This is a genomic window from Streptomyces scopuliridis RB72 (assembly GCF_000718095.1).
Lineage (GTDB): Bacteria > Actinomycetota > Actinomycetes > Streptomycetales > Streptomycetaceae > Streptomyces > Streptomyces scopuliridis.
Window position 1 is genome coordinate 48,440 of sequence record NZ_JOEI01000036.1, and the last position, 25,075, is coordinate 73,514.

Consider the following 25,075-nt stretch of genomic DNA (forward strand, 5'->3'; position numbering starts at 1 on the left):
CTCAGCCCGCCGCTTCCCCGCCCCGCGCGGTGGGGGAGCCGGCGGGCTTCCGCGTTTTCCGGACCGGCCGGGACGCCTCCGGCTGCTGGTGCGGCAGCGCGGCGGCCGGCCGGCGCTCGGCGAGCGCCCGCGCCGCGGCCGCGCTCATCGACAGCCCGAGCCCCTCGCCCTCGTACGCCGCGTACCGCTCCGTACCGAGCGCCTCGCTCGCGCGCCGCTCGCACAGCGCGCGCGGCGCACCGAAGAAACCGGAGCCGAACAGCGGCGGGCCGACCGACTCCCATATCCGGGTCGCGGCCCCCTGGAGCACCGCGGCCTCCGCCGGATCGCCCTCGCTCGCCGTCACCAGCGCCATCAGCTCGACGGCCAGCACCAGACCCACCAGATCGTTGAACCCATGGTGGATGGTGATCGACTCCGCGGTCAGCGCGCGCGCCTCGGCGTGCGCGTCGCGCGTCCAGGCCGCGTAGGCCAGCACATACAACGCGTACGCCCTGGTCCAGCGCTCGCCGCTGTCCTCGCAGATCTCACGGACCTCCTCGCACAGGGCGACGGCCGCCTCCAGATCGCCCTGGAAGACCAGTGCCATGGCCAGCTCGACCTGGCCCATCAGCACATTGCTGTTCAGCTCGCCGAGTTCCCGGTACGCGTCGAGCGCCGAGCGCAGCAGCCGTTCGGCGCGCGGCATGTCGTCGGTGAGCAGCGCCTGACAGCCCAGCCGGTGCACGGCATAGGCGCGCGCCAGCGCGTTGCCGGTACGCGCGGCCTCCTCCCGGCACTCGTGCAGGGCGCCCACCGCGGCCGTGCTGTCCCCCTGGAGAACGGCGACATAGCCGAGCACCCACAGGGCCTTGAGCCGCGACTCGTCATACGGGGTGTCCAGCGCGAGGGCCCGGCCCAGCCAGTGCCGCCCCTCGGTCAGCCGGCCGCATCCCGCCCAGTAGAACCAGAGCGTGCCGGCCAGATGCTGGCCCAGATGCGCTTCCTCGGGACTCTCCAGACACAGTTCGAGCGCGGCGCGGAGATTGGGCAGCGCGCTCTCCGTACCGGCCGCCACATCGGCCTGGCGCGGGCTGAACCAGTCCAGCTCGTACCAGGTGGCCAGCCCCATGTACCAGTCGCGGTGCCGGCGGCGCATCCGCTCGGTGTCCTCCAGCGCCTCCAGCCACTCGGCGCCGTACGCCCTGACGGTGTCCAGCATTCGGTAGCGCGTCCCCGCCGGGGTCTCCTCGCGGACGACGAGGGACTGCGAGATCAGCTCGGCGAGCACGTCCAGGACTTCCTCGTCCGGCAGTTCGGGGCCGCCGCACACATACTCGGCGGCTTCCAGATCGAACGGTCCGGCGAAGACCGACAGCCGCGCCCACAGCAGCCGTTCGGCCGGGGTGCACAGCTCATGGCTCCAGCCGATCGCGGTCCTGAGCGTCTGATGGCGCGGTGGCGCACCCCGTCTGCCGTCGGTCAGTACCCGGAAGCGGTCCCCGACGCGGTCGAGGATCTGCTCGATGGAGAGGACATGGAGCCGTCCGGCCGCCAGTTCCAGCGCGAGCGGGATCCCGTCGAGGCGCCGGCACAGCTCCTGTACGGCGGCGGACCGGGCGTCGGCCGGCGCCGGGCCGGGGGATGTTGAAGTCACGGGCGGGCCGGGCAACACGGCGGCGGCCCGCTCGGTGAAGAGCCGGACCGCGTCCGTCTCCGTCATCGGGGCGAGCGAGAAGGTCAGTTCACCGTCCACCCTGAGCGGTCGCCTGCCGACGGCGAGCACCCGCAACTCCGGTGCCCGGCACAGCAGTTCCCGTACGAGCGTGGCGCAGGCGTCGACGAGCTGCTCGAACCCGTCGATGACCAGCAGCAGTTGGCGCGTGGCGAGCTGGCCGACGAGCACCTGACGCGTGAGCCTGCTGCTGTGGTCCGTCAGTCCGAGCGCCTCCACCAGCGCGTGTTCGAGCAGCTCGGGGTCGCGGAGCGCGGCGAGTTCGGCGACCCAGATGCCGTCGCAGTAGCGTTTCTTCAGGGCATCCGCAGCCTTCAGGGCCAGCCGGGTCTTGCCGACTCCGCCCACGCCCACCACCGTGACCAGCCGGGATTCCCCGAGATGGTGCGTCAGGGCGGCCAGTTCGTCGTCGCGCCCCACGAAGCGGTTCAGCTCGGCGGGGAGATTGCCCGGAGCCGGGGCGGGTACGGCCGACGGAGGGCCGGAGCGAAAGGGGCGTCGCATGGGACACGCAGAGTACTCAACCGGACGCACTCCGTACAATCTTTCTCGCTGACCGCCGCCCCGGCCCCCGCTAATCCGGTACGGGACGCGACCCCCGGCGCGATAGGGTCGGAGGACGACTTTCCAGTCGCTTTCCAGATGACCGTCGACGATCAGGGAGCGGTGCGGCGTGACCGGTGGAGAGGTTGCCGGGATCCTGGTGGCCGTGTTCTGGGCCATCTTGGTCTCCTTCCTGGCCGTGGTGCTGGTGAGGCTGGCCCAGACCCTGAAGGCGACCACCAGACTGGTGGCGGAGGTGACCGAACAGGCCGTGCCGCTGCTGGCGGACGCGTCGGCGACGGTCCGCTCCGCGCAGACCCAGCTCGACCGGGTGGACGCCATCGCGACCGACGTCCAGGAAGTCACCTCCAACGCCTCGGCGCTCTCCACGACGGTCGCCTCGACCTTCGGCGGACCGCTGGTCAAGGTCGCGGCATTCGGCTACGGCGTACGCCAGGCGCTCGGGCGCAGAGGAGCACCGGACGCCGGCGCGGCGCCCGAGCCGGCCGTCCGGCGCACGGTCATCGCCGGGCGCACGCTGCCGTCCGCCCGGCGCAGGAAGAAGAAGGGCTGACGCAGCGATGTTCCGCCGTACGTTCTGGTTCACCGCGGGCGCGGCCGCCGGTGTCTGGGCCACCACCAAGGTCCACCGCAAGCTCAAGCAGCTGACCCCGGAGAGCCTCGCGGCCCAGGCCGCGAACAAGGCGATCGACGCCGGGCACAAAGTCAGGGAATTCGCCGTTGACGTCAAGGCGGGGATGGTACGGCGCGAGGCGGAGCTCGGCGAGGCGCTCGGCCTCGAAGCGCCGGCCGATCCCGCGCTTCCCGCCCCCCGGCGCCTCGCCGCCATCGAGTACACCGAACAGCCCCGGACCGTGTACTCCGCCCACCCGCAGAACCACCACCCGCGTCACTACGACCCGCACAACCGGAATGAGGACCACTGATGGAGTCGGCTGAAATTCGTCGCCGCTGGCTGAGCTTCTTCGAGGAGCGCGGTCACACCGTCGTCCCTTCGGCGTCGCTCATCGCGGACGACCCGACTCTGCTGCTGGTCCCGGCGGGCATGGTGCCCTTCAAGCCGTACTTCCTCGGCGAGGTCAAGCCGCCGTACCAGCGCGCCACCAGCGTGCAGAAGTGCGTGCGCACACCGGACATCGAAGAGGTCGGCAAGACCACCCGGCACGGCACGTTCTTCCAGATGTGCGGCAACTTCTCGTTCGGCGACTACTTCAAGGAAGGCGCCATCACCTACGCCTGGGAGCTGCTGACCAGCTCCGTGGCGGACGGCGGTTACGGGCTCGACCCGGAGCGCCTGTGGATCACCGTCTACCTCGACGACGACGAGGCCGAGCAGATCTGGCGCGAGAAGATCGGCGTACCGGCCGAGCGCATCCAGCGGCTGGGCAAGAAGGACAACTACTGGTCGATGGGCGTGCCGGGCCCCTGCGGTCCCTGCTCGGAGATCAACTACGACCGCGGCCCGGAGTTCGGCGTCGAGGGCGGCCCCGCCGTCAACGACGAGCGCTATGTGGAGATCTGGAACCTGGTCTTCATGGAGTTCGAGCGCGGTGAGGGGACGGGCAAGGAGGACTTCGAGATCCTCGGCGAGCTGCCGTCCAAGAACATCGACACCGGCCTCGGCCTCGAACGTCTCGCCATGATCCTCCAGGGCGTACAGAACATGTACGAGACCGACACCCTGCGCGTCGTCATGGACAAGGCCACCGAGCTGACCGGCGTGCGCTACGGCGCCGACCACGGCTCGGACGTCTCCCTGCGTGTGGTGGCCGACCACATCCGTACGTCCGCCATGCTCATCGGCGACGGCGTCACCCCGGGCAACGAGGGCCGCGGCTATGTGCTGCGCCGCATCATGCGCCGCGCCATCCGCAATATGCGGCTCCTCGGCGCCACCGAGCCGGTCGTCGCCGATCTGATCGATGTGGTCATCAAGACCATGGGCGAGCAGTACCCGGAGCTGGAGACCGACCGCAAGCGCATCGAGACCGTGGCCCTCGCCGAGGAGGCCGCCTTCCTCAAGGCCCTCAAGGGCGGTACGAACATCCTCGACACCGCCGTCACCGAGACCAAGTCCGCCGGCGGTCAGGTCCTCTCCGGCGACAAGGCGTTCCTGCTCCACGACACCTGGGGCTTCCCGATCGACCTCACCCTGGAGATGGCCGCCGAACAGGGCCTCTCCGTGGACGAGGACGGCTTCCGGCGGCTGATGAAGGAGCAGCGGGAGCGGGCCAAGGCCGACGCCAAGGCCAAGAAGTCCGGCCACGCCGACCTCTCCGCCTACCGCGCCGTCGCCGACAACAGCGGCTCCACCGAGTTCACCGGCTACACCTCCACCGCGGGCGAGTCGACCATCGTCGGCCTCCTCGTCGACGGGGTGCCGTCGCCCGCCGCCACCGAGGGCGACGAGGTCGAGATCGTCCTCGACCGCACGCCCTTCTACGCCGAGGGCGGCGGCCAGCTCGCCGACCAGGGCCGGATCAAGCTCGACACCGGCGCCGTCATCCAGGTCCGCGATGTCCAGCAGCCGGTCCCCGGGGTCTCCGTGCACAAGGGATCCGTGCAGGTCGGCGAGGTGACCGTGGGCTCCTCGGCCTACGCCGCCATCGACATCAACCGCCGCCGCGCCATCGCCCGCGCCCACAGCGCCACGCACCTCACGCACCAGGCGCTGCGTGACGCCCTCGGTCCGACGGCCGCCCAGGCCGGCTCGGAGAACTCGCCGGGCCGCTTCCGCTTCGACTTCGGCTCGCCCGCCGCCGTACCCGGCACGGTCCTCCTCGACGTCGAGCAGAAGATCAACGAGGTCCTGGCCCGCGAGCTGGATGTGCAGGCCGAGGTCATGTCGATCGACGAGGCCAAGAAGCAGGGCGCCATCGCCGAGTTCGGCGAGAAGTACGGCGAGCGGGTCCGCGTCGTCACCATCGGCGACTTCTCCAAGGAGCTGTGCGGCGGCACGCATGTCCACAACACCGCCCAGCTCGGTCTGGTGAAGCTGCTCGGCGAGTCGTCGATCGGCTCCGGGGTGCGGCGTATCGAGGCTCTGGTGGGCGTGGACGCCTACAACTTCCTCGCCAAGGAGCACACCGTCGTCGCCCAGCTCCAGGAGCTGGTCAAGGGCCGTTCCGAGGAACTGCCCGAGAAGATCTCCGGCATGCTCGCCAAGCTGAAGGACGCCGAGAAGGAGATCGAGAAGTTCCGCGCGGAGAAGGTGCTCGCCGCCGCCGCCGGACTCGCCGAGAGCGCCAAGGACGTACGGGGCACGGCGCTGGTCACCGGACAGGTCCCGGACGGCACCTCGGCCGACGATCTGCGCAAGCTGGTCCTCGATGTCCGGGGCCGTATCCAGGGCGACCGGCCGGTCGTCGTGGCCCTGTTCACCACGGCCAACGGACGCCCGCTGACGGTCATCGCCACCAACGAGGCCGCCCGTGGACGCGGTCTCAAGGCCGGTGACCTGGTCCGTACCGCCGCCAAGACCCTCGGCGGCGGCGGTGGCGGCAAGCCGGACGTCGCCCAGGGCGGCGGCCAGAACCCGGACGCCATCGGGGACGCCGTCGCCGCCGTGGAACGCCTCGTCGCCGAAACGGCCTGACGCCGTATGCGACGCGGACGCCGGCTCGCGATCGACGTCGGGGACGCCCGGATCGGGGTCGCCTCGTGCGACCCCGACGGGATCCTCGCCACGCCGGTGGAGACCGTGCCGGGACGCGATGTCCCGGCCGCCCACCGGCGGCTGCGCCAGATCGTCGAGGAGTACGAACCGATCGAGGTGCTGATCGGGCTCCCGCGCTCCCTCAACGGGGGCGAGGGACCGGCCGCGGCGAAGGTACGTACGTTCGCCGAGGAGATGGCGCGGTCCATCGCGCCGCTGCCCGTACGACTGGTCGATGAGCGGATGAGCACAGTGACGGCCAGTCAGGGCTTGCGGGCCTCGGGCGTGAAGGCGAAGAAGGGCCGGTCCGTGATCGACCAAGTGGCGGCGGTCGTCATCCTCCAGAGCGCGCTTGAGGCCGAACGGGTATCAGGTAATCCTCCCGGCGAGGGCGTCGAAGTGGTCATCTGATCGCGATACGGTAACGTTCCGCGCGATGCGGCAGTGTTCGAACAGCTGCCGCACAGCAAAGAGGCGAAACGGACGCGGCGCCACGGCGCTCCGCGGCCATCTCCTCGCGGCTCTAGGGGATCGATGACTGACTATGGCCGGGGCCCCGGCTCCGAACCGTGGCACCCCGAGGACCCCTTGTACGGGGACCAGGGGTGGGCGGCACAGCAGGCCACCGACGGCAGCGCTCCCTATGCCGGGCAGCCTCAGCAGCAGTACGCGCAGCAGCCGCACTCGCAGGGGCAGGCCCAGTACGGGGGCGGTCAGGACCCGTACCAGCAGCAGTACCACCCGCAGCAGCAGGGTGGGCAGCCGCACTACGTGGCACAGCAGCCGCAGTACGACGGGCAGCAGTACCACAACCCCCAGTACGGCGACCCGCAGCAGTCGCACCAGGCCCAGCAGTACGGCGGCCAACAGCAGCAGCCCCAGCCCCATCAGCAGCAACAGCACCCCCAGCAGCATCCACAGCCGCAGTACAACGACCCGCAGTACAACGGTAGTTGGGACAACGGCCAGCAGGCCACCATGCCGTACGGCGGACAGCCCGGGACGTCCTACGACGCCCAGCAGCTCGCCGGCTACGGCGACAACCAGGATTACTACGCCACCCCCGACGCGTATCCGCCACCCCAGCCGCCCGCTCAGCGACGCGCCGAGCCGGAGCCCGCGCCCGATCAGGGAAACGGCTGGGAGGACGAGCAGCAGAAGGAGACCCACCCCTTCTTCACCGGTGACGGCGACGACGGGGACGCCGAACCGGGCGAGGGCCGCCGGGGCGGTGGCGGCCGGGACCGGCGCGGCAAGACGAAGAAGAAGGGCCGCAACGGCGTCGCCTGCATGGTCGTGGCCGTGGTGCTGGTCGGCGGTGTCGGTGGCGTCGGCTATGTCGGCTACCAGTACTGGCAGCAGAAATTCGGCCCCCCGCCGGACTTCGTCGGCACCGGATCGGGCACGGTGGAGGTGGAGATCCCGCAGGGTGCGGGCGGTTATGAGATCGCCGCACTCCTGGTGAAGAAGGGCGTGGTGAAGAGCCAGCGCGCCTTTGTCTCCGCGCAGCAGGCGAATCCCAAGGGCAATACCATCCAGGCGGGCGTCTACCGGCTCAGCAAGAAAATGTCCGCGGCGAACGCGGTGAAGACCATGCTCAGCCCGAGCAGCCGTAATGCGCTCGTCATTCCCGAGGGCAGGCGCAATGTCTGGGTCTACGAGGAGATCGACAAGCGGCTCGAACTCAAGAAGGGCGAGACCGCCGCTGTCGCGAAGGCCGAGGCGAAGAATCTCGGTCTGCCGAAGTGGGCGAATGACAACAGGGAGATCAAGGACCCGCTGGAGGGCTTCCTCTTCCCCGCGAGCTATCCGGTCGCCAAGGGCATGAAGCCCGAGGCCGTCCTCAAGAAGATGGTTGCCCGCGCGAACGCCGAATACGGCAAGCAGGACCTCAAGGCCGAGGCCGAGAAGCTCGGACTGAAATCACCGCTCCAGCTGATCGCGGTCGCGAGCCTCGTCCAGGCGGAGGGCAAGTACAAGCACGACTTCGACAAGGTCTCGCGAGTCGTCTACAACCGCCTTCAGCCGGACAACACGGAGACGGTCGGACGTCTTGAGTTCGACTCCACGGTCAACTACATCAAGAGCCAGAGCAGACTGGATCTCGGTGCGGTCGACAATCTCCGGAAGATCAAGGATCCGTACAACACGTACGACATCAAGGGTCTGCCCCCGGGACCGATCGGAAATCCGGGTGCGGACGCCCTGAATTCGGCGATCAACCCGGCAGAGGGTCCGTGGTACTACTTCGTCTCGGTGACCTCGGACAAGACGCTCTTCGCCGTCACGAATGAGGAGCACGAAGAGAACCGCCAGCAGTACGAGAAGGAAAACAAGAAACCGTGACCCGACGTCGGCGGGCGGCGGTCCTCGGATCGCCCATCGCCCACTCCCTGTCCCCGGTGCTGCATCGCGCCGCGTACGACGCGCTGGGCCTCGACGGCTGGTCGTACGACCGGTTCGAGGTCGGAGAGGCCGGGCTGCCCGATTTCTTCGAGACGCTGCGGGACGATCCGACCTGGGCCGGTCTCTCGCTGACCATGCCGCTCAAGCGGGCCGTCATCCCGCTGCTGGACGAGATCACCGACACCGCCGCGTCCGTGGAGGCGGTCAACACCGTGGTCTTCGGTGACGACGGCCGGCGTACCGGCGACAACACCGATATCCCCGGCATGATCGCCGCGCTGCGTGAGCGTGGTGTGGAGAAGGTGGAGTCCGCGGCGATCCTCGGCGCGGGCGCGACCGCCTCGTCCGCCGTCGCGGCGCTCGCCCTGATCTGTACGGGCCCGGTCACCGCGTACGTACGCAGCGAGACCCGCGCGGCCGAGATGCGCGGCTGGGCCGAGCGGCTCGCCGTCGACGTCCGGATCGCCGACTGGGCGGAGGCGGGCCGGGCTCTGCGCGCCCCTCTGGTGATCGCCACCACCCCGGCCGGGGCCACCGACGAACTGACCGCGGCCGTCCCCGCCGGGGCGGGGACGCTCTTCGACGTGCTGTACGAGCCCTGGCCGACACCGCTGGCGGCGGCCTGGGCGGAGCGCGACGGGGCGGTCATCAGCGGGCTCGATCTGCTGGTGCACCAGGCGGTGCTCCAGGTGGAACTGATGACGGGCCGCTCGCCCGCACCGCTCGCCGTCATGCGGGCGGCGGGAATCGCCGCGATCGGCGGGAACGCGGACGCCGCCGGCTCGTCCTCGTTCTCGTCCTGACGGCGGGCGGCCCCACCGGCAGGCCCTCTCCGCGCGTCTTTGTCCGTGCGTCTTTGTCCGCGTATCGGACCGTGTCGGCGGTCGGCCTCCCGGCCGTGGGAGGATCGGACATGGCGGGCCAGGGCCGCGCACCGGTCGCGCCACTAGCAGTCGAGGGCGCGAGCATGAGGAGCACCGTTGAGCAGGTTGCGCTGGCTGACCGCGGGGGAGTCCCACGGCCCCGCACTCGTGGCGACGCTGGAGGGACTTCCCGCCGGCGTGCCCATCACCACGGAGATGGTGGCGGACCACCTGGCCCGGCGGCGCCTCGGCTATGGGCGCGGTGCCCGGATGAAGTTCGAGCGCGACGAGGTCACCTTCCTCGGCGGTGTACGGCACGGTCTGACCATGGGATCGCCCGTCGCGATCATGGTGGGCAATACCGAGTGGCCCAAGTGGGAACAGGTCATGGCGGCCGATCCGGTCGACCCCGACGTGCTGGCGGGACTCGCCCGTAACGAGCCGCTGACCCGCCCCCGGCCCGGCCACGCCGATCTCGCCGGGATGCAGAAGTACGGCTTCGACGAGGCCCGGCCGGTCCTGGAGCGGGCCAGCGCGCGCGAGACCGCCGCGCGGGTCGCGCTCGGCGCGGTGGCGCGTTCGTATCTGAAGGAGACGGCCGGGATCGAGATCGTGTCCCATGTCGTCGAGCTGGCCGCGGCCAAGGCTCCGTACGGGGTGTACCCAGTCCCGTCCGATGTGGCGAAGCTGGACGCGGACCCCGTGCGCTGCCTCGACGCGGACGCGAGCGAGGCGATGGTGGCGGAGATCGACCAGGCCCACAAGGACGGCGACACCCTCGGCGGCGTGGTCGAGGTGCTGGCGTACGGAGTGCCCGTGGGGCTCGGCTCGCATGTGCACTGGGACCGCAGGCTCGACGCGCGCCTCGCCGCCGCTCTGATGGGCATTCAGGCGATCAAGGGCGTCGAGGTCGGCGACGGCTTCGGCCTGGCGCGGGTGCCGGGGTCGCAGGCGCACGACGAGATCGTGGCGACCGACGACGGCATCAGGCGCGCGTCCGGCCGCTCCGGCGGCACCGAGGGCGGGCTGACGACCGGTGAACTGCTGCGGGTACGGGCCGCGATGAAACCCATCGCGACCGTGCCGCGCGCGCTGGCCACCGTCGACGTGGTCACCGGCGAGGCCACGAAGGCGCACCACCAGCGCTCCGACGTGTGTGCCGTGCCGGCCGCCGGCATCGTCGCCGAGGCCATGGTCGCGCTGACCCTCGCGGACGCCGTCGCCGAGAAGTTCGGCGGCGACAGCGTGCCCGAGACGCGCCGCAATGTCCGCTCGTACCTCGACAATCTGCGGTTCCGGTGAGCGGGCCGGATCCGGTGGAGAAGGCAGATCCGGTGAAGGAGGCAGAACGGGTGAGCGCACCGGTCATCGTGCTGGTCGGGCCGATGGGGGTCGGCAAGTCCACCGTCGGCGGGCTGCTCGCCGAGCGTCTGGGCACCGGCTTCCGCGACAGCGACGCCGATATCGTCGCCACCCAGGGACGGTCGATCGCGGACATCTTCGTGGACGAGGGCGAGCCGCGCTTCCGTGAGCTGGAGCGCGAGGCGGTACGGCGTGCGGTCGCCGAGCACCGGGGCGTACTGGCCCTCGGCGGCGGCGCCGTCCTCGACGACGCCACGCGTGAACTGCTCGCCGGGCTCCCCGTCGTCTATCTCTCGATGGAGGTCGGTGAGGCCGTCAAGCGGGTCGGGCTGAACGTCGCCCGCCCGCTGCTGGCCGTCAACCCCCGCCAGCAGTGGAAGACGCTGATGGAGGCCCGCCGCCATCACTACACGGATGTGGCCCGGGTGGTGGTCCCGACCGACGACCGCACCCCCGAAGAGGTCGCCGAGGCCGTCCTCGACGCGCTGGAGCTCAAGCACCTCCCGGCAGAAGAACTCCGGACCCCCGGCAAGGAGAACCCCGCATGACGGACCAGACAGTCACCCGTATCCAGGTCGGCGGCACCGCCGGGCACGACCCGTACGAGGTGCTGGTCGGCCGGCAGCTGCTGGGGGAGCTGCCCGCGCTCGTCGGCCCGAAGGCCAAGCGGGTCGCGGTCCTGCACCCGGAGGCGCTGGAGGGTACGGGCGAGGCGCTGCGCCAGGACCTCGCGGACCAGGGGTACGAGGCCGTCGCGATCCAGGTGCCCAACGCCGAGGAGGCCAAGACCGTCGAGGTCGCCGCGTACTGCTGGAAGGCGCTCGGACAGACCGGCTTCACCCGTACCGATGTGATCATCGGTGTCGGCGGTGGGGCCACCACCGACCTGGCCGGGTTCGTCGCGGCGACCTGGCTGCGCGGGGTGCGCTGGATCGCCGTACCGACGACCGTCCTCGCCATGGTCGACGCGGCGGTGGGCGGCAAGACCGGTATCAACACCGCCGAGGGCAAGAACCTCGTCGGCGCCTTCCACCCGCCCGCCGGGGTGCTCTGCGACCTCGCCGCGCTGGACTCGCTGGGCGTCCACGACTACGTCAGCGGCATGGCCGAGATCATCAAGGCGGGCTTCATCGCGGACCCGGCCATCCTCGATCTCGTCGAGTCCGATCCCGAGGGCGCCCGTACGCCCTCCGGCCCGCACACCGCCGAGCTGATCGAGCGCTCGATCCGGGTCAAGGCCGAGGTCGTCTCCAACGACCTCAAGGAGTCCGGGCTGCGCGAGATCTTGAACTACGGCCACACCCTCGCCCACGCGATCGAGAAGAACGAGCGCTACAAGTGGCGGCACGGCGCCGCCGTCTCCGTCGGCATGGTCTTCGCCGCCGAACTGGGCCGGCTCGCTGGGCGGCTGGACGACGCGACCGCGGACCGGCACCGCTCCGTGCTGGAGTCCGTCGGGCTGCCGCTGACCTACCGCGGTGACCAGTGGCCCAAGCTGCTGGAGACGATGAAGGTCGACAAGAAGTCCCGCGGCGATCTGCTGCGCTTCATCGTGCTGGACGGGCTCGCCAAGCCGACTGTCCTGGAGGGCCCCGACCCGGCGGTGCTGCTCGCCGCGTACGGGGAGGTGTCGGCGTGACCCGACGGGTCCTCGTCCTCAACGGCCCCAACCTCGGCCGGCTCGGCTCGCGTGAGCCCGATGTCTATGGCGCGACCTCGTACGCGGGTCTGGTGGACGCCTGCCGTGAGCTCGGCAAGGAGCTCGGCTTCGAGGTCGACGTCCGTGAGACGAACGACGAGGGGGAGATGATCCGCTGGCTGCACGAGGCCGCGGACGGTTCGATTCCGGTCGTTCTCAACCCCGGCGCGTTCACCCACTACTCGTACGGAATGCGGGACGCGGCGGCTCAGCGCACCGCGCCGCTCATCGAGGTGCATATCTCGAATCCGTACGCACGGGAGGAATTCCGCCACACGTCGGTGGTCGCGGCCATCGCCAGCGGTACGGTCGCGGGCTTCGGCATCGGCTCGTACCGGCTCGCCCTGCGGGCGCTCGCGGAGGAAGTGTCCGGCTGACCGGGCACTGTTGCCGCACCCCGGCCGTTGCCAGTGTGGCGGCCGGGGGCGGTACCGTTCGGTAGCGCGCGGCCGACAGGGCAGGGAGCCGCCGACCAGCGTCAGTCGCACGAGACGGAGTGGCACCGGATGCAGCACTCAGCGGGGGCTCCGTTGCCGCCTCCCCAGCGACCGGGGTACGGATCCGGCGGATGGGCGCACCAGGGGCCGCGGCAACCGCCCGTGCCCCATCAGCCTCCGGGGCCTCACCACGTGCCCACGCAGCACCAGTCGCCCGGCCCGCACCAGCCACCCGGCCCGCATCCGGCGCACGCGCCGCACGGTGCGCCCGTACCGCCGCAGGGGCCGCCCGCCGGGCCGCCCCCCGCGGACTCCACCGGGCACATCCAGCTGCCGCCCGGTGGCCCGGTGCCCATACCCGCCACGCCCCCCGCCCCCGACGGCGGCACCGGCGCGGCGACCCTCGCCGTCCTGCTGATCGGCCCGGCCGGCGCGGGCAAGACGACCGTGGCCAGGCACTGGGCGATGAGCCGCCGCGTGCCCACCGCGCACATCAGCCTCGATGACGTCCGCGAATGGGTCTGCTCCGGCTTCGCGGATCCGCAGTCCGGATGGAACGACCACTCCGAGGCGCAGTACCGGCTGGCCCGCCGCACCTGCGGCTTCGCCGCGCGCAACTTCCTGGCCAACGGCATCTCCTGCATCCTGGACGACGCGGTCTTCCCCGACCGGCCGGTCGTCGGCCTCGGCGGCTGGAAGCGCCATGTCGGCCCCGGCCTGCTGCCGGTGGTGCTGCTGCCGGGTCTGGAGATCGTGCTGGAGCGCAATGCCGAGCGCAGCGGCAACCGCCGGCTCTCCGACGAGGAGGTGGCCAGCATCCACGGCCGGATGGCCGGCTGGTACGGCTCGGGACTGCCGATCATCGACAACTCCAAGTACGACGTGGAGACCACGGCCCGGGTCCTGGACGACGCGCTCGCCCGTTCCCTCACGAGCCCGCCCAGCTGGTGACGGCCGGCGGCCGACAGCGGCGCGCGCGTGGACGCGAGCCGCGCCCCCCGGCATGAGCGGCGCCCCCGGCCGTGAGCCGCGCCCCCCGGTCGGACGCGCTGAACCGGCCGGGTGACGTCCTCGCTCATACGCTCGGGTCATGTCAGACGTGTATGCGGCCCGCCGCGCGCGGCTGCGTGACCGGTGCTCGGCGGCGGGCGACGCGGCGGCCCTGGTCTCCCGCCCCGCCAACGTGCGTTACCTCGCGGGCGGGACGCCCCCCGGCGCCGTACTGCTGCTCGGCCCCGGCCCCGACGGGGACATGCTGTACTGCCCGCGTCCCCCCGCCGACGACGACGCCGGGGGGCGCCGGATCGACGAACACCTCCGGCTCACCGTCCTGTCCCACACCACCGGCGACCCTGCGATCGCCGCCGCCGGAACCTTCGGCTCGTCGGCCGCCGGGACCCTCGCCGTGGAGGAGCACCATCTGACCGTCGCCCGCCACCGCGCGATCGGCTCCGTGGCGCCACGGCTGCGGCTGACCGATCTGGGCGGCGCCGTCGAGCAGCAGCGGATCGTCAAGGACGAGGAGGAGATCGCCTGCCTGCGGATCGCGGCCGAGATCGCCGACCAGGCGCTGGGCGAGCTGCTGGAGTCGATCCTGGTGGGCCGCACCGAACGCCATCTCGCGCTGGAGCTGGAGCGGCGCCTCGTCGACCATGGCGCGGACGGCCCCGCCTTCCCGACCGCCGTCGCCACCGGCCCCAACTCCGGCCGCTGCGGGCACCATCCCTCGGACCGCCGGGTCGAGGAGGGCGATTTCCTCTCCGTCAGCCTCGGTGCCGACTACCGCGGCTACCGGTGTCTGATCGGCCGCACGTTCGTCATCGGGACCTCCCCGGCCGACTGGCAGATCGAGCTGTACGAGCTGGTCTTCGCGGCACAACGGGCAGGTCGGGAGGCCCTTGTGCCGAGCGCCGGCTACCGCGAGGTGGACCATGCCACCCGGCACCCCCTGGAGGCCGCGGGGCACGGCGAGGGGCTCGCACCCCGTACGGGACATGGTGTCGGACTCGAAATCGACGAGGACCCGCAGCTCGCCCCCGCGGCCATGGGTAAACTGGACGCTTGTGTGCCGGTCACCGTCGGACCGGGGGTCCACCTCCCGGGCCGGGGCGGTGTCCGGATCGATGACACGCTCGTCGTCCGCCCCGAGGCGGACGGCGGACCCGAGCTACTCACCATCACGACCAAGGAGCTGCTCGCGCTCTAGCGCGCACCCTCGGTCGTCCACCAGCTTCAGTCCAGGAGATTCCGCAACCGTGGCTTCCACGAACGACCTCAAGAACGGCCTGGTGCTCAAGCTCGACGGGGGCCAGCTCTGGTCCGTCGTCGAGTTCCAGCACGTCAAGCCCGGCAAGGGCCCGGCCTTCGTGCGCACCAAGCTGAAGAACGTGCTCTCCGGCAAGGTCGTCGACAAGACCTTCAACGCCGGCGTGAAGGTCGAGACGGCCACCGTTGACCGCCGCGACATGCAGTTCTCGTACATGGACGGCGAGTACTTCGTCTTCATGGACATGCAGACCTACGACCAGCTGATGGTCGACCGCAAGTCGGTCGGGGACGCCGCCAACTATCTGATCGAGGGCTTCACGGCCACCGTCGCCGCCCACGAGGGCGAGGTGCTCTATGTCGAGCTGCCCGCCGCCGTCGAGCTGACGATCCAGCACACCGACCCCGGCGTCCAGGGCGACCGCTCCACCGGCGGCACCAAGCCCGCCACGCTGGAGACCGGCTACGAGATCGGTGTCCCGCTCTTCATCACCACCGGTGAGAAGATCAAGGTCGACACGCGCTCCGGTGAGTACCTCGGCCGGGTGAACAGCTAACCGTGGCTGCCCGGAACAAGGCCCGTAAGCGCGCCTTCCAGATTCTCTTCGAGGCCGACCAGCGCGGGGCGTCCGTGCAGACGGTCCTCGCGGACTGGATACGGCATGCCCGGACCGACGACCGCCAGCCGCCGGTGGGCGAGTACACGATGGAGCTGGTCGAGGGGTACGCGGAGTACGCGGACCGCATCGACGAGCTCATCTCGACCTACTCGGTGGGCTGGACGCTCGACCGGATGCCGGTCGTCGACCGGAACATCGTGCGGCTCGGCGCGTACGAGCTGGTGTGGGTGGACGAGACCCCGGACGCGGTGGTGATCGACGAGGCGGTACAGCTCGCCAAGGAGTTCTCCACCGACGACTCCCCGTCCTTCGTGAACGGTTTGCTCGGCCGCTTCAAGGACCTCAAGCCGAGCCTGCGCCGCGTCTGAGCGGCCTCCGGGTCACGGAAATGCTCCGGATCACGGACATGGCCGGCGTACCGCGAAAGCGCCGGACGGGCTGTCCCAGCTCTGTCCGGCGCTTTGCCGCTTCGGGGCGCCGCTTCCCGGGGCGTGGACGGGCCTCTGGCAACGCGCCGGAGGGCGGTCCCGTAGGCATACGGGACCGCCCTCCGGAGGTGACGTTTCTGCTGGTTTGTGACGGGTTCGGTCAGCCCTCCTCGTGGGCGACCGCACGGCGCGCGTCGGCGTCCAGAACGCCCCAGCTGATCAACTGCTCGGTCAGGACCGAGGGCGACTGGTCGTAGATCACGGCGAGCGTGCGCAGGTCGTCCTGGCGGATCGACAGCACCTTGCCGTTGTAGTCGCCGCGCTGGCTCTGGATCGTCGCCGCGTAGCGCTGGAGGGGGCCCGCCTTCTCCTGCGGCACATGGGCCAGCCGCTCCAGGTCGAGGACGAGCTTCGGCGGCGGCTCGGCGGCTCCGCCGGGGGTCGTGCCGGGAAGAAGCTCCTGCACGGGGACCCCGTAGAAATCCGCCAGCTCGGCGAGGCGCTGCACCGTGACGGCACGGTCGCCCCGCTCGTACGAACCGACCACCACTGCCTTCCAACGGCCCTGGGACTTCTCCTCCACGCCATGGAGCGAGAGGCCCTGCTGGGTGCGGATGGCGCGGAGTTTGGCCCCGAGCTGCTTTGCGTATTCGCTGGACATATAGCTCCCCGGACGAAGTCTGGTAACTCACTGTGAGGTTACGCAGCGTTACTTGGATGCGTCAAGCCGAAGGAGTCGCCCCTCCGTCCGCAACGGGCTTTCCGCCGTGCCACGACAGGGGTGCGACCAGGTAGGGCGCGGGCCTCCTGCTAGCCTGGGTGGCGTAATTTCGACGTCCTTTAAGATCCGTCCCGTGAGGCGGAGAAGGAGGTCCGTTTCATATGGACACCAGTGACACCAGCGAGACCGGCCGTATCGGCGAGACCGGCCGGACAGAAGGCGCGGGCGAGGCGGCACGCCCCGTCCTGGAGGCCCCCGACATCGCACGGGCCCTGACCCGTATCGCCCACGAGATCGTCGAACGCGCCAAGGGCGCCGACGATGTGGTGCTGCTCGGCATTCCGACCCGCGGAGTCTTCCTGGCCCGCCGGCTGGCCGGAAAGCTCGCCGAGATCACCGGCCGCTCGATCCCCGTCGGCTCCCTCGACATCACGATGTACCGCGACGACCTGCGCCTGCGGCCCGCCCGCGCGCTGGCCCGTACCGACATCCCCGGTGACGGCGTCGACGGACGGCTGGTCGTCCTCGTCGACGACGTGCTCTTCTCCGGCCGTACGATCCGGGCCGCCCTCGACGCGCTCGGCGACATCGGGCGCCCGCGCGCCGTCCAGCTCGCCGTCCTCGTCGACCGGGGCCACCGCGAGCTGCCGATCCGCGCCGACTACGTGGGCAAGAACCTGCCCACCTCACTGCGCGAGACGGTCAAGGTCCAGCTCGCTGAGGAAGACGGCCGGGACACCGTGCTGCTCGGCCTCAAACAGCCCGCCGCGTCCGGCGAGCGCTAGTGCCCCTCCCGGCCATGTTTGCCCCGTCGCGGACATTGCCGGTCGCGGCACTAGCCCGCCTCCGTACGCCACCCATCCCGTACGGATGCCTTCGCGCGCCCGCACGCCCGCACACCCAGACAACGGAGCACTCTCCAGATGCTGCGCCTCCCGGGGGCCGGCCCCCGCACACCCGGCCATCTCATCTCCGCCGCCGACCTCAGCCGCGACGAGGCCGTGCTGATCCTCGACACCGCCGAGGAGATGGCGCGGGTCGCCGACCGGCCCATCAAGAAGCTGCCGACCCTGCGCGGCCGCACCGTGGTGAATCTCTTCTTCGAGGACTCGACCCGCACCCGGATCTCCTTCGAGGCCGCCGCCAAGCGCCTGTCGGCCGATGTCATCAACTTCTCCGCCAAGGGCTCGTCCGTCTCCAAGGGCGAGTCGCTCAAGGACACCGCGCTGACCCTGGAGGCGATGGGCGCCGACGCCGTCGTCATCCGGCACGGCGCCTCCGGCGCCCCGTACCGCCTCGCCACCTCCGGGTGGATCGACGGCGTGGTCGTCAACGCGGGCGACGGTACGCACGAACACCCCACCCAGGCGCTGCTCGACGCCTTCACCCTGCGGCGCCGGCTGGTCGGCGCGGACGCGGGCATAGGGCGTGATCTCGACGGGCGGCGCGTCACCATCGTCGGTGATGTGCTGCACAGCAGGGTGGCCCGCTCCAATGTCCTGCTGCTGCACACGCTCGGCGCCCACGTCACCGTGGTCGCCCCGCCCACGCTCGTACCGATCGGGGTCGAGCGGTGGCCGTGCGAGGTCTCGTACGATCTGGACCGGGTGCTGCCGGAATCCGACGCCGTGATGATGCTGCGCGTGCAGCGCGAGCGGATGAACGCCGCCTTCTTCCCGACCGAGCGGGAGTACTCCCGCCGCTACGGGCTGAACGGTGAGCGGATGGGCCGGATGCCCGGGAAGTCGATCGTGATGCACCCGGGGCCGATGAACCGCGGCATGGAGATCACCGCCGAGGTCGCCGACTCCGACCGCTGCACGGCCGTCGAGCAGGTCGCCAACGGTGTCTCGATCCGGATGGCCGTGCTCTATCTGCTGCTGGGCGGCAACGAGCCCGCCGTCACCCATTCCCGCCTGAACGCCGAGGAGAACAAGTAACCATGAGCAAGATTCTGATCCGGGGCGCGCGGGTACTCGGCGGCGAGGCACAGGACGTACTGATCGACGGCGAGACGATCGCCCAGGTGGGCACCGGACTGCCCGCCGACGGCGCGACGACCGTCATCGAGGCCGAGGGCCGGATCCTGCTGCCCGGTCTGGTCGATCTGCACACCCATCTGCGCGAGCCCGGCCGCGAGGACTCCGAGACCGTACTGACCGGTACGAAGGCCGCGGCCGTGGGCGGTTTCACCGCCGTCCATGCCATGGCGAACACCTTCCCGGTGGCCGACACCGCCGGTGTGGTCGAGCAGGTCTGGCGGCTGGGCAAGGAGTCGGGCTACTGCGACGTCCAGCCCGTCGGCGCCGTCACGGTCGGCCTGGAGGGCAAGCACCTCGCCGAGCTCGGCGCGATGCACGACTCGGCCGCCGCCGTCCGGGTCTTCTCCGACGACGGCAAGTGCGTGGACGACGCGGTGATCATGCGCCGCGCGCTGGAGTACGTGAAGGCCTTCGACGGGGTCATCGCCCAGCACGCCCAGGAGCCGCGGCTGACCGAGGGCGCCCAGATGAACGAGGGCATCGTCTCGGCCGAGCTGGGGCTCGGCGGCTGGCCCGCCGTGGCCGAGGAGTCCATCATCGCCCGCGATGTCCTCCTCGCCGCCCATGTCGGCTCCCGCGTTCACATCTGCCATCTCTCCACCGCCGGATCGGTGGAGCTGGTCCGCTGGGCGAAGTCCAAGGGCTGGAACGTCACCGCCGAGGTCACCCCGCACCATCTGCTGCTCACCGACGAACTCGTACGGTCGTACAACCCGGTCTACAAGGTGAACCCGCCGCTGCGCACCGAGGCCGATGTGAGGGCCCTGCGCGAGGCGCTCGCGGACGGCACGATCGACTGCGTCGCCACCGACCACGCGCCGCATCCGCACGAGGACAAGGACTGCGAGTGGGCCGCCGCGGCCATGGGCATGGTGGGGCTGGAGACGGCGCTGTCGGTGGTCCAGGAGACGATGGTCGAGACCGGGCTGCTCGACTGGGCCGGGGTCGCCGACCGGATGTCGTTCCGGCCGGCCCGTATCGGCAGGCTCGACGGCCACGGCCGTCCCGTCTCGGCGGGTGAGCCGGCCAACCTGACGCTGGTGGATCCGGCATACCGTGGTGCCGTGGACCCCGCGGGGTTCGCCTCCCGCAGCCGTAACACCCCCTACGAGGGGCGTGAGCTGCCGGGGCGGGTGACCCACACCTTCCTGCGGGGCCGTGCCACGGTCGTCGACGGGAATCTGGCGTGACAACTGCGAACCTTCTGCTTCCTCTGGCCGCCGAACAGAAATCGGCGGAGGTGACCGACTGGGCCGCCCGCATCGGCTGGGTCCTCGGTCTGCTGCTCTTCATCGCCTTCGTGTACTGGCTGATGCGCCAGGGCTGGAAGTGGCGCGGCAGCCTCCAGTCCGATCTGCCGGAGCTGCCCGGCGCGCCGGAGACGCCCGGTGAGGCCAAGCTGAGCATGAGCGGCCGCTACCACGGCTCCACGACCGCCGGGCAGTGGCTCGACCGGATCGTGGCCCATGGCCTGGGCTCCCGCAGCCGCGTCGAGCTGACGCTCACGGACGCGGGGCTGGATGTCGTACGCCCCGGGGCGAACGACTTCTTCATCCCGGCCGCCCAGCTGCGCGAGGCCCGGCTCGACAAGGGCATCGCGGGCAAGGTCCTGGCCGAGGGCGGGCTGCTGATCGTCACCTGGCAGCACGGCGACAAGCTGATCGACTCCGGCTTCCGCTCCGACCGCTCCGCCGAGCACACCGCATGGGTCGAGGCCATCAACCTCACCAACCAGTTCACGACGACGGAAGGCCCCGCACGATGACCACCTCCACCCCGGGAACCGCCCGCGACAAGGCGACTCCCGCCGTACTCGTCCTGGAGGACGGCCGCAGCTTCCGCGGCCGTGCCTACGGGGCCGTGGGGGAGACCTTCGGCGAGGCGGTGTTCTCCACCGGCATGACCGGCTACCAGGAGACCCTGACCGACCCGTCGTACCACCGCCAGGTCGTCGTGATGACCGCGCCGCACATCGGCAACACCGGCGTCAATGACGAGGACGCCGAATCGCGGCGGATCTGGGTCTCCGGCTATGTCGTACGCGACCCCGCGCGCACCCCCTCCAACTGGCGTTCCCGGCGCTCCCTCGACGACGAACTGGTCGCCCAGGGCGTCGTCGGCATCAGCGGGATCGACACCCGCGCGCTCACCCGACATCTGCGCGAGCGCGGCGCGATGCGTGTCGGCATCTTCTCCGGCGCCTCCCTGGCCGACGAGGCGACGCTGCTCGCCCGCGTCCAGGAGGCCCCCGAGATGACGGGTGCCAACCTGTCCGCCGAGGTCGCCACCGAGCGGACGTACGTCGTCCCCGCGCAGGGGACGAAGCGCTTCACCGTCGCCGCGCTCGACCTCGGCATCAAGGGCATGACCCCGCACCGGATGGCCGAGCGCGGCATCGAGGTGCATGTCCTGCCCGCCACCGCCACCCTCGACGAGGTGTACGCGACCGGGCCCGACGGAGTCTTCCTCTCCAACGGCCCCGGCGACCCGGCCACCGCCGACCTCACCGTCGTCAAGGGCGTGCTGGAGCGCGGCACCCCGCTCTTCGGCATCTGCTTCGGCAACCAGCTGCTCGGCCGCGCGCTCGGGTTCGGCACGTACAAGCTGAAGTACGGGCACCGGGGCATCAACCAGCCCGTGCAGGACCGTACGACGGGCAAGGTCGAGGTCACCGCCCACAACCATGGATTCGCCGTCGACGCACCGCTCGACCGGGTCTCCGACACCCCCTACGGCCGCGCCGAGGTCTCCCACGTCTGTCTCAACGACAACGTGGTCGAGGGGCTCCGGCTGCTCGACCGGCCGGTCTTCAGCGTCCAGTACCACCCCGAGGCGGCCGCGGGCCCGCACGACGCCGCGTACCTGTTCGACCGCTTCACAGAGCTCATGGAGGGCCAGCGTGCCTAAGCGCACCGATATCCAGTCCGTCCTGGTCATCGGTTCAGGACCGATCGTCATCGGCCAGGCCGCTGAGTTCGACTACTCCGGTACCCAGGCGTGCCGCGTCCTCAAGTCCGAGGGCCTGCGCGTCATCCTGGTCAACTCCAACCCCGCCACGATCATGACGGACCCGGAGATCGCCGACGCCACCTATGTCGAGCCGATCACCCCCGACTTCGTCGAGAAGATCATCGCCAAGGAGCGCCCCGACGCGCTGCTGCCCACCCTCGGCGGGCAGACCGCGCTCAACACCGCGATCTCGCTCCATGACGCGGGCACGCTCGACAAGTACGGCGTCGAGCTGATCGGCGCCAATGTCGAGGCGATCAACAAGGGCGAGGACCGCGACCTCTTCAAGGACGTCGTCAACGCCGTCCACGCCAAGATCGGCCACGGCGAGTCCGCGCGCTCGGTCATCTGCCACTCCATGGACGACGTGCTCAAGGGTGTCGACGAACTCGGCGGCTACCCCGTCGTCGTACGTCCCTCCTTCACCATGGGCGGCGCCGGCTCCGGCTTCGCGCACACCGAGGAGGACCTGCGCCGGATCGCCGGACAGGGCCTGATGCTCTCCCCGACCACCGAGGTGCTCCTTGAGGAGTCCATCCTCGGCTGGAAGGAGTACGAGCTGGAGCTGATGCGCGACAAGCACGACAACGTCGTGGTCGTCTGCTCCATCGAGAACTTCGACCCGATGGGCGTGCACACCGGCGACTCGATCACCGTCGCGCCCGCGATGACGCTCACCGACCGCGAGTACCAGATCCTGCGGGACATCGGCATCGCCGTGATCCGCGAGGTCGGGGTCGACACCGGCGGCTGCAACATCCAGTTCGCGATCAACCCCGAGGACGGCCGGGTCATCGTCATCGAGATGAACCCGCGCGTCTCCCGCTCCTCCGCGCTCGCCTCCAAGGCCACCGGCTTCCCGATCGCGAAGATCGCCGCCCGGCTCGCCGTCGGCTACACGCTGGACGAGATCCCCAACGACATCACCGAGAAGACCCCGGCGTCCTTCGAGCCCACGCTCGACTATGTCGTCGTGAAGGTGCCGCGCTTCGCCTTCGAGAAGTTCCCGGCGGCCGACGCCAGCCTCACCACCACCATGAAGTCGGTCGGCGAGGCGATGGCCATCGGCCGTAACTTCACCGAGGCGCTCCAGAAGGCGCTGCGCTCGCTGGAGAAGGCGGGCAGCCAGTTCGACTTCACCGGCGAGGCGGGCGGTCCCGCCGAGAAGGACGCGCTGCTGGAGACCGCCAAGGTTCCCACGGACGGCCGGATCAACACCGTCATGCGCGCCATCCGGGCCGGTGCCACGCCCGAGGAGGTCTTCGACGCGACGAAGATCGACCCGTGGTTCGTCGACCAGCTGTTCCTGATCAAGGAGTACGCGGACGAGCTGGCCTCGGCCCCGAAGCTCGACCCCGAGCTGCTCGCCGAGGCGAAGCGGCACGGCTTCTCCGACGCCCAGATCGCCGGGATCCGCGGGCTGCGCGAGGACGTGGTCCGCGAGGTCAGGCACGCGCTCGGGATCCGCCCGGTCTACAAGACGGTCGACACCTGCGCCGCCGAGTTCGCCGCGAAGACCCCGTACTTCTACTCCTCGTACGACGAGGAGAGCGAGGTCGCGCCGCGCGAGAGGCCCGCCGTGATCATCCTCGGCTCCGGCCCCAACCGGATCGGCCAGGGCATCGAGTTCGACTACTCCTGTGTCCACGCCTCCTTCGCGCTCAGCACGGCGCCGAATCCTGTGGGGGGCTACGAGACCGTGATGGTCAACTGCAACCCGGAGACCGTCTCCACCGACTACGACACCTCCGACCGGCTCTACTTCGAGCCGCTCACCCTGGAGGACGTCCTGGAGATCGTGCACGCCGAGACGCTGGCCGGGCCCATCGCGGGCGTCATCGTCCAGCTCGGCGGGCAGACCCCGCTCGGCCTCGCCCAGGCGCTCAAGGACAACGGCGTACCGGTCGTCGGCACGCCCCCCGAGGCGATCCACGCCGCCGAGGACCGCGGCGCCTTCGGCCGGGTCCTTGCCGAGGCGGGGCTGCCGGCGCCCAAGCACGGCACCGCCACCACCTTCGCCGAGGCCAAGGCCATCGCCGACGAGATCGGCTACCCCGTGCTGGTCCGCCCCTCGTACGTCCTCGGCGGGCGCGGCATGGAGATCGTCTACGACGAGACCAGGCTCTCCTCGTACATCGCCGAGTCCACCGAGATCAGCCCCACCCGGCCGGTCCTGGTGGACCGCTTCCTCGACGACGCCATCGAGATCGACGTGGACGCGCTCTACGACGGTACGGAGCTGTACCTCGGCGGCGTCATGGAGCACATCGAGGAGGCCGGGATCCACTCCGGCGACTCGGCGTGCGCGCTGCCCCCCATCACCCTGGGCGGCTTCGACATCAAGCGGCTGCGCGCCTCGACCGAGGCCATCGCCAAGGGGGTCGGGGTCCGCGGGCTGATCAACATCCAGTTCGCGATGGCCGGCGACATCCTGTACGTCCTGGAGGCCAACCCGCGCGCCTCCCGTACGGTCCCCTTCACCTCCAAGGCGACGGCCGTACCGCTCGCCAAGGCGGCGGCCCGTATCTCGCTCGGCGCCACCATCGCAGGACTGCGCGCCGAGGGACTGCTGCCGGCCCAGGGCGACGGCGGCACGCTGCCGCTCGACGCGCCGATCTCCGTCAAGGAGGCCGTGATGCCGTGGTCGCGCTTCCGCGACATCCACGGGCGCGGGGTGGACACCGTCCTCGGCCCGGAGATGCGTTCGACCGGTGAGGTCATGGGCATCGACTCCGTCTTCGGCACGGCGTACGCCAAGTCGCAGGCCGGCGCGTACGGCCCGCTGCCCACGAAGGGGCGCGCCTTCATCTCCGTCGCCAACCGCGACAAGCGCTCGATGATCTTCCCGGCGCGTGAGCTGGTCGCCCACGGCTTCGAGCTGCTCGCGACCTCCGGCACCGCCGAGGTGCTCAAGCGCAACGGCATCAACGCCACCGTCGTACGCAAGCAGAGCGAGGGCGAGGGCCCGGACGGCGAGAGGACCATCGTCCAGCTGATCCACGACGGAGGTGTCGACCTGATCGTCAACACCCCGTACGGCACCGGCGGCCGGCTCGACGGCTACGACATCCGCACGGCGGCCGTGGCGCGCGGCGTTCCCTGTCTGACGACGGTCCAGGCGCTGGCCGCCGCCGTCCAGGGCATCGACGCCCTCAAACACGGCGAGGTCGGCGTCCGCTCCCTCCAGGAACACGCGGAACATCTGACCGCGGCGCGAGACAACTAGCCGGTCCGAGGACGGGGGACACCGAATCCGGTGTCCCCCTCTTCATGAGGTCTCTTCGAGGACA

22 protein-coding genes are annotated in these 25,075 nt (G+C 70.6%); 20 read left to right on the top strand and 2 right to left on the bottom strand.

The genetic code is table 11. From position 1 onward, the window contains the following. Window position 1: 1 nt before the first annotated feature. Window positions 2-2,218 carry an ATP-binding protein gene (locus IF11_RS0133090; RefSeq protein WP_030355487.1) on the bottom strand — a complete coding sequence of 739 codons (2,217 nt, stop codon included), beginning with the start codon at window positions 2,216-2,218 and terminating at the stop codon, window positions 2-4. Between the two features lie 169 nt (window positions 2,219-2,387). Between IF11_RS0133090 and IF11_RS0133095 the strand changes: the two genes are divergently transcribed. From IF11_RS0133095 to nusB, 14 genes are all read left to right on the top strand, one after another. Beyond that, complete coding sequence (locus tag IF11_RS0133095; protein ID WP_030355488.1) at window positions 2,388-2,831, top strand: DUF948 domain-containing protein; 444 nt, start codon at window positions 2,388-2,390, stop codon at window positions 2,829-2,831. 7 nt (window positions 2,832-2,838) lie between these two features. Continuing rightward, on the top strand, window positions 2,839-3,204 hold the full coding sequence (locus tag IF11_RS0133100) for a DUF6167 family protein (RefSeq protein ID WP_030355489.1): 366 nt from the start codon (window positions 2,839-2,841) through the stop codon (window positions 3,202-3,204). After that, window positions 3,204-5,873: an alanine--tRNA ligase gene (gene alaS / locus IF11_RS0133105; RefSeq protein WP_030355490.1), complete on the top strand. Its 2,670-nt coding sequence runs from the start codon at window positions 3,204-3,206 to the stop codon at window positions 5,871-5,873. The genes IF11_RS0133100 and alaS overlap by 1 nt, the downstream gene beginning before the upstream one ends. A gap of 6 nt (window positions 5,874-5,879) precedes the next feature. Next, window positions 5,880-6,344: a Holliday junction resolvase RuvX gene (gene ruvX / locus IF11_RS0133110; RefSeq protein WP_030355491.1), complete on the top strand. Its 465-nt coding sequence runs from the start codon at window positions 5,880-5,882 to the stop codon at window positions 6,342-6,344. A gap of 123 nt (window positions 6,345-6,467) precedes the next feature. Continuing rightward, a complete protein-coding gene (gene mltG, locus IF11_RS0133115) occupies window positions 6,468-8,279 on the top strand; it encodes an endolytic transglycosylase MltG (protein ID WP_030355492.1) in 1,812 nt (603 codons plus the stop codon). Next, window positions 8,276-9,142 carry a shikimate dehydrogenase gene (locus IF11_RS0133120; protein ID WP_051746419.1) on the top strand — a complete coding sequence of 289 codons (867 nt, stop codon included), beginning with the start codon at window positions 8,276-8,278 and terminating at the stop codon, window positions 9,140-9,142. The genes mltG and IF11_RS0133120 overlap by 4 nt, the downstream gene beginning before the upstream one ends. Window positions 9,143-9,319: 177 nt before the next feature. Then, window positions 9,320-10,504, top strand: coding sequence for a chorismate synthase (aroC, locus tag IF11_RS0133125; RefSeq protein ID WP_030355494.1), 1,185 nt, complete (start codon window positions 9,320-9,322; stop codon window positions 10,502-10,504). Between the two features lie 50 nt (window positions 10,505-10,554). After that, a complete protein-coding gene (locus IF11_RS0133130; RefSeq protein WP_030355495.1) occupies window positions 10,555-11,112 on the top strand; it encodes a shikimate kinase in 558 nt (185 codons plus the stop codon). Beyond that, entirely contained in the window at window positions 11,109-12,203 is a 1,095-nt protein-coding gene (aroB, locus tag IF11_RS0133135) for a 3-dehydroquinate synthase (RefSeq protein ID WP_030355496.1), read from the top strand. The genes IF11_RS0133130 and aroB overlap by 4 nt, the downstream gene beginning before the upstream one ends. Continuing rightward, window positions 12,200-12,640 (top strand): type II 3-dehydroquinate dehydratase, encoded by a 441-nt coding sequence (gene aroQ / locus IF11_RS0133140; protein ID WP_030355497.1) that lies wholly within the window; start codon window positions 12,200-12,202, stop codon window positions 12,638-12,640. The genes aroB and aroQ overlap by 4 nt, the downstream gene beginning before the upstream one ends. Window positions 12,641-12,769: 129 nt before the next feature. Further along, a complete protein-coding gene (locus tag IF11_RS0133145; RefSeq protein ID WP_063759274.1) occupies window positions 12,770-13,651 on the top strand; it encodes a Pro-rich N-terminal domain-containing protein in 882 nt (293 codons plus the stop codon). A gap of 139 nt (window positions 13,652-13,790) precedes the next feature. Next, on the top strand, window positions 13,791-14,906 hold the full coding sequence (locus tag IF11_RS0133150; protein ID WP_030355499.1) for an aminopeptidase P family protein: 1,116 nt from the start codon (window positions 13,791-13,793) through the stop codon (window positions 14,904-14,906). A 49-nt stretch (window positions 14,907-14,955) separates the two neighbouring features. Then, on the top strand, window positions 14,956-15,522 hold the full coding sequence (efp, locus tag IF11_RS0133155) for an elongation factor P (protein WP_030355500.1): 567 nt from the start codon (window positions 14,956-14,958) through the stop codon (window positions 15,520-15,522). Between the two features lie 2 nt (window positions 15,523-15,524). Then, the gene (nusB, locus tag IF11_RS0133160) at window positions 15,525-15,953 is read left to right on the top strand and encodes a transcription antitermination factor NusB (protein ID WP_030355501.1); all 429 of its coding nucleotides are present in this window, start codon (window positions 15,525-15,527) and stop codon (window positions 15,951-15,953) included. Between the two features lie 220 nt (window positions 15,954-16,173). Here the strand turns inward: nusB and bldD are convergent, their stop codons facing one another. Further along, the gene (gene bldD, locus IF11_RS0133165) at window positions 16,174-16,674 is read right to left on the bottom strand and encodes a transcriptional regulator BldD (protein WP_030355502.1); all 501 of its coding nucleotides are present in this window, start codon (window positions 16,672-16,674) and stop codon (window positions 16,174-16,176) included. Window positions 16,675-16,895: 221 nt separating this feature from the next. Here bldD and pyrR point away from each other — a divergent pair, with 221 nt between their 5' ends. The 6 genes from pyrR (at window position 16,896) to carB (ending at window position 25,011) form a co-directional block, all read left to right on the top strand. Next, on the top strand, window positions 16,896-17,519 hold the full coding sequence (gene pyrR, locus IF11_RS0133170) for a bifunctional pyr operon transcriptional regulator/uracil phosphoribosyltransferase PyrR (protein ID WP_051746420.1): 624 nt from the start codon (window positions 16,896-16,898) through the stop codon (window positions 17,517-17,519). Window positions 17,520-17,657: 138 nt separating this feature from the next. Then, on the top strand, window positions 17,658-18,674 hold the full coding sequence (locus IF11_RS0133175) for an aspartate carbamoyltransferase catalytic subunit (protein WP_051746421.1): 1,017 nt from the start codon (window positions 17,658-17,660) through the stop codon (window positions 18,672-18,674). Window positions 18,675-18,676: 2 nt separating this feature from the next. Then, window positions 18,677-19,966 (top strand): dihydroorotase, encoded by a 1,290-nt coding sequence (locus IF11_RS0133180; RefSeq protein WP_030355505.1) that lies wholly within the window; start codon window positions 18,677-18,679, stop codon window positions 19,964-19,966. Continuing rightward, window positions 19,963-20,541 carry a PH-like domain-containing protein gene (locus tag IF11_RS0133185; protein ID WP_030355506.1) on the top strand — a complete coding sequence of 193 codons (579 nt, stop codon included), beginning with the start codon at window positions 19,963-19,965 and terminating at the stop codon, window positions 20,539-20,541. The genes IF11_RS0133180 and IF11_RS0133185 overlap by 4 nt, the downstream gene beginning before the upstream one ends. Further along, entirely contained in the window at window positions 20,538-21,683 is a 1,146-nt protein-coding gene (gene carA, locus IF11_RS0133190) for a glutamine-hydrolyzing carbamoyl-phosphate synthase small subunit (protein WP_030355507.1), read from the top strand. Before IF11_RS0133185 ends, carA begins: the two co-directional genes overlap by 4 nt. Beyond that, window positions 21,676-25,011: a carbamoyl-phosphate synthase large subunit gene (carB, locus tag IF11_RS0133195; RefSeq protein ID WP_030355508.1), complete on the top strand. Its 3,336-nt coding sequence runs from the start codon at window positions 21,676-21,678 to the stop codon at window positions 25,009-25,011. Before carA ends, carB begins: the two co-directional genes overlap by 8 nt. Window positions 25,012-25,075 lie beyond the last annotated feature (64 nt).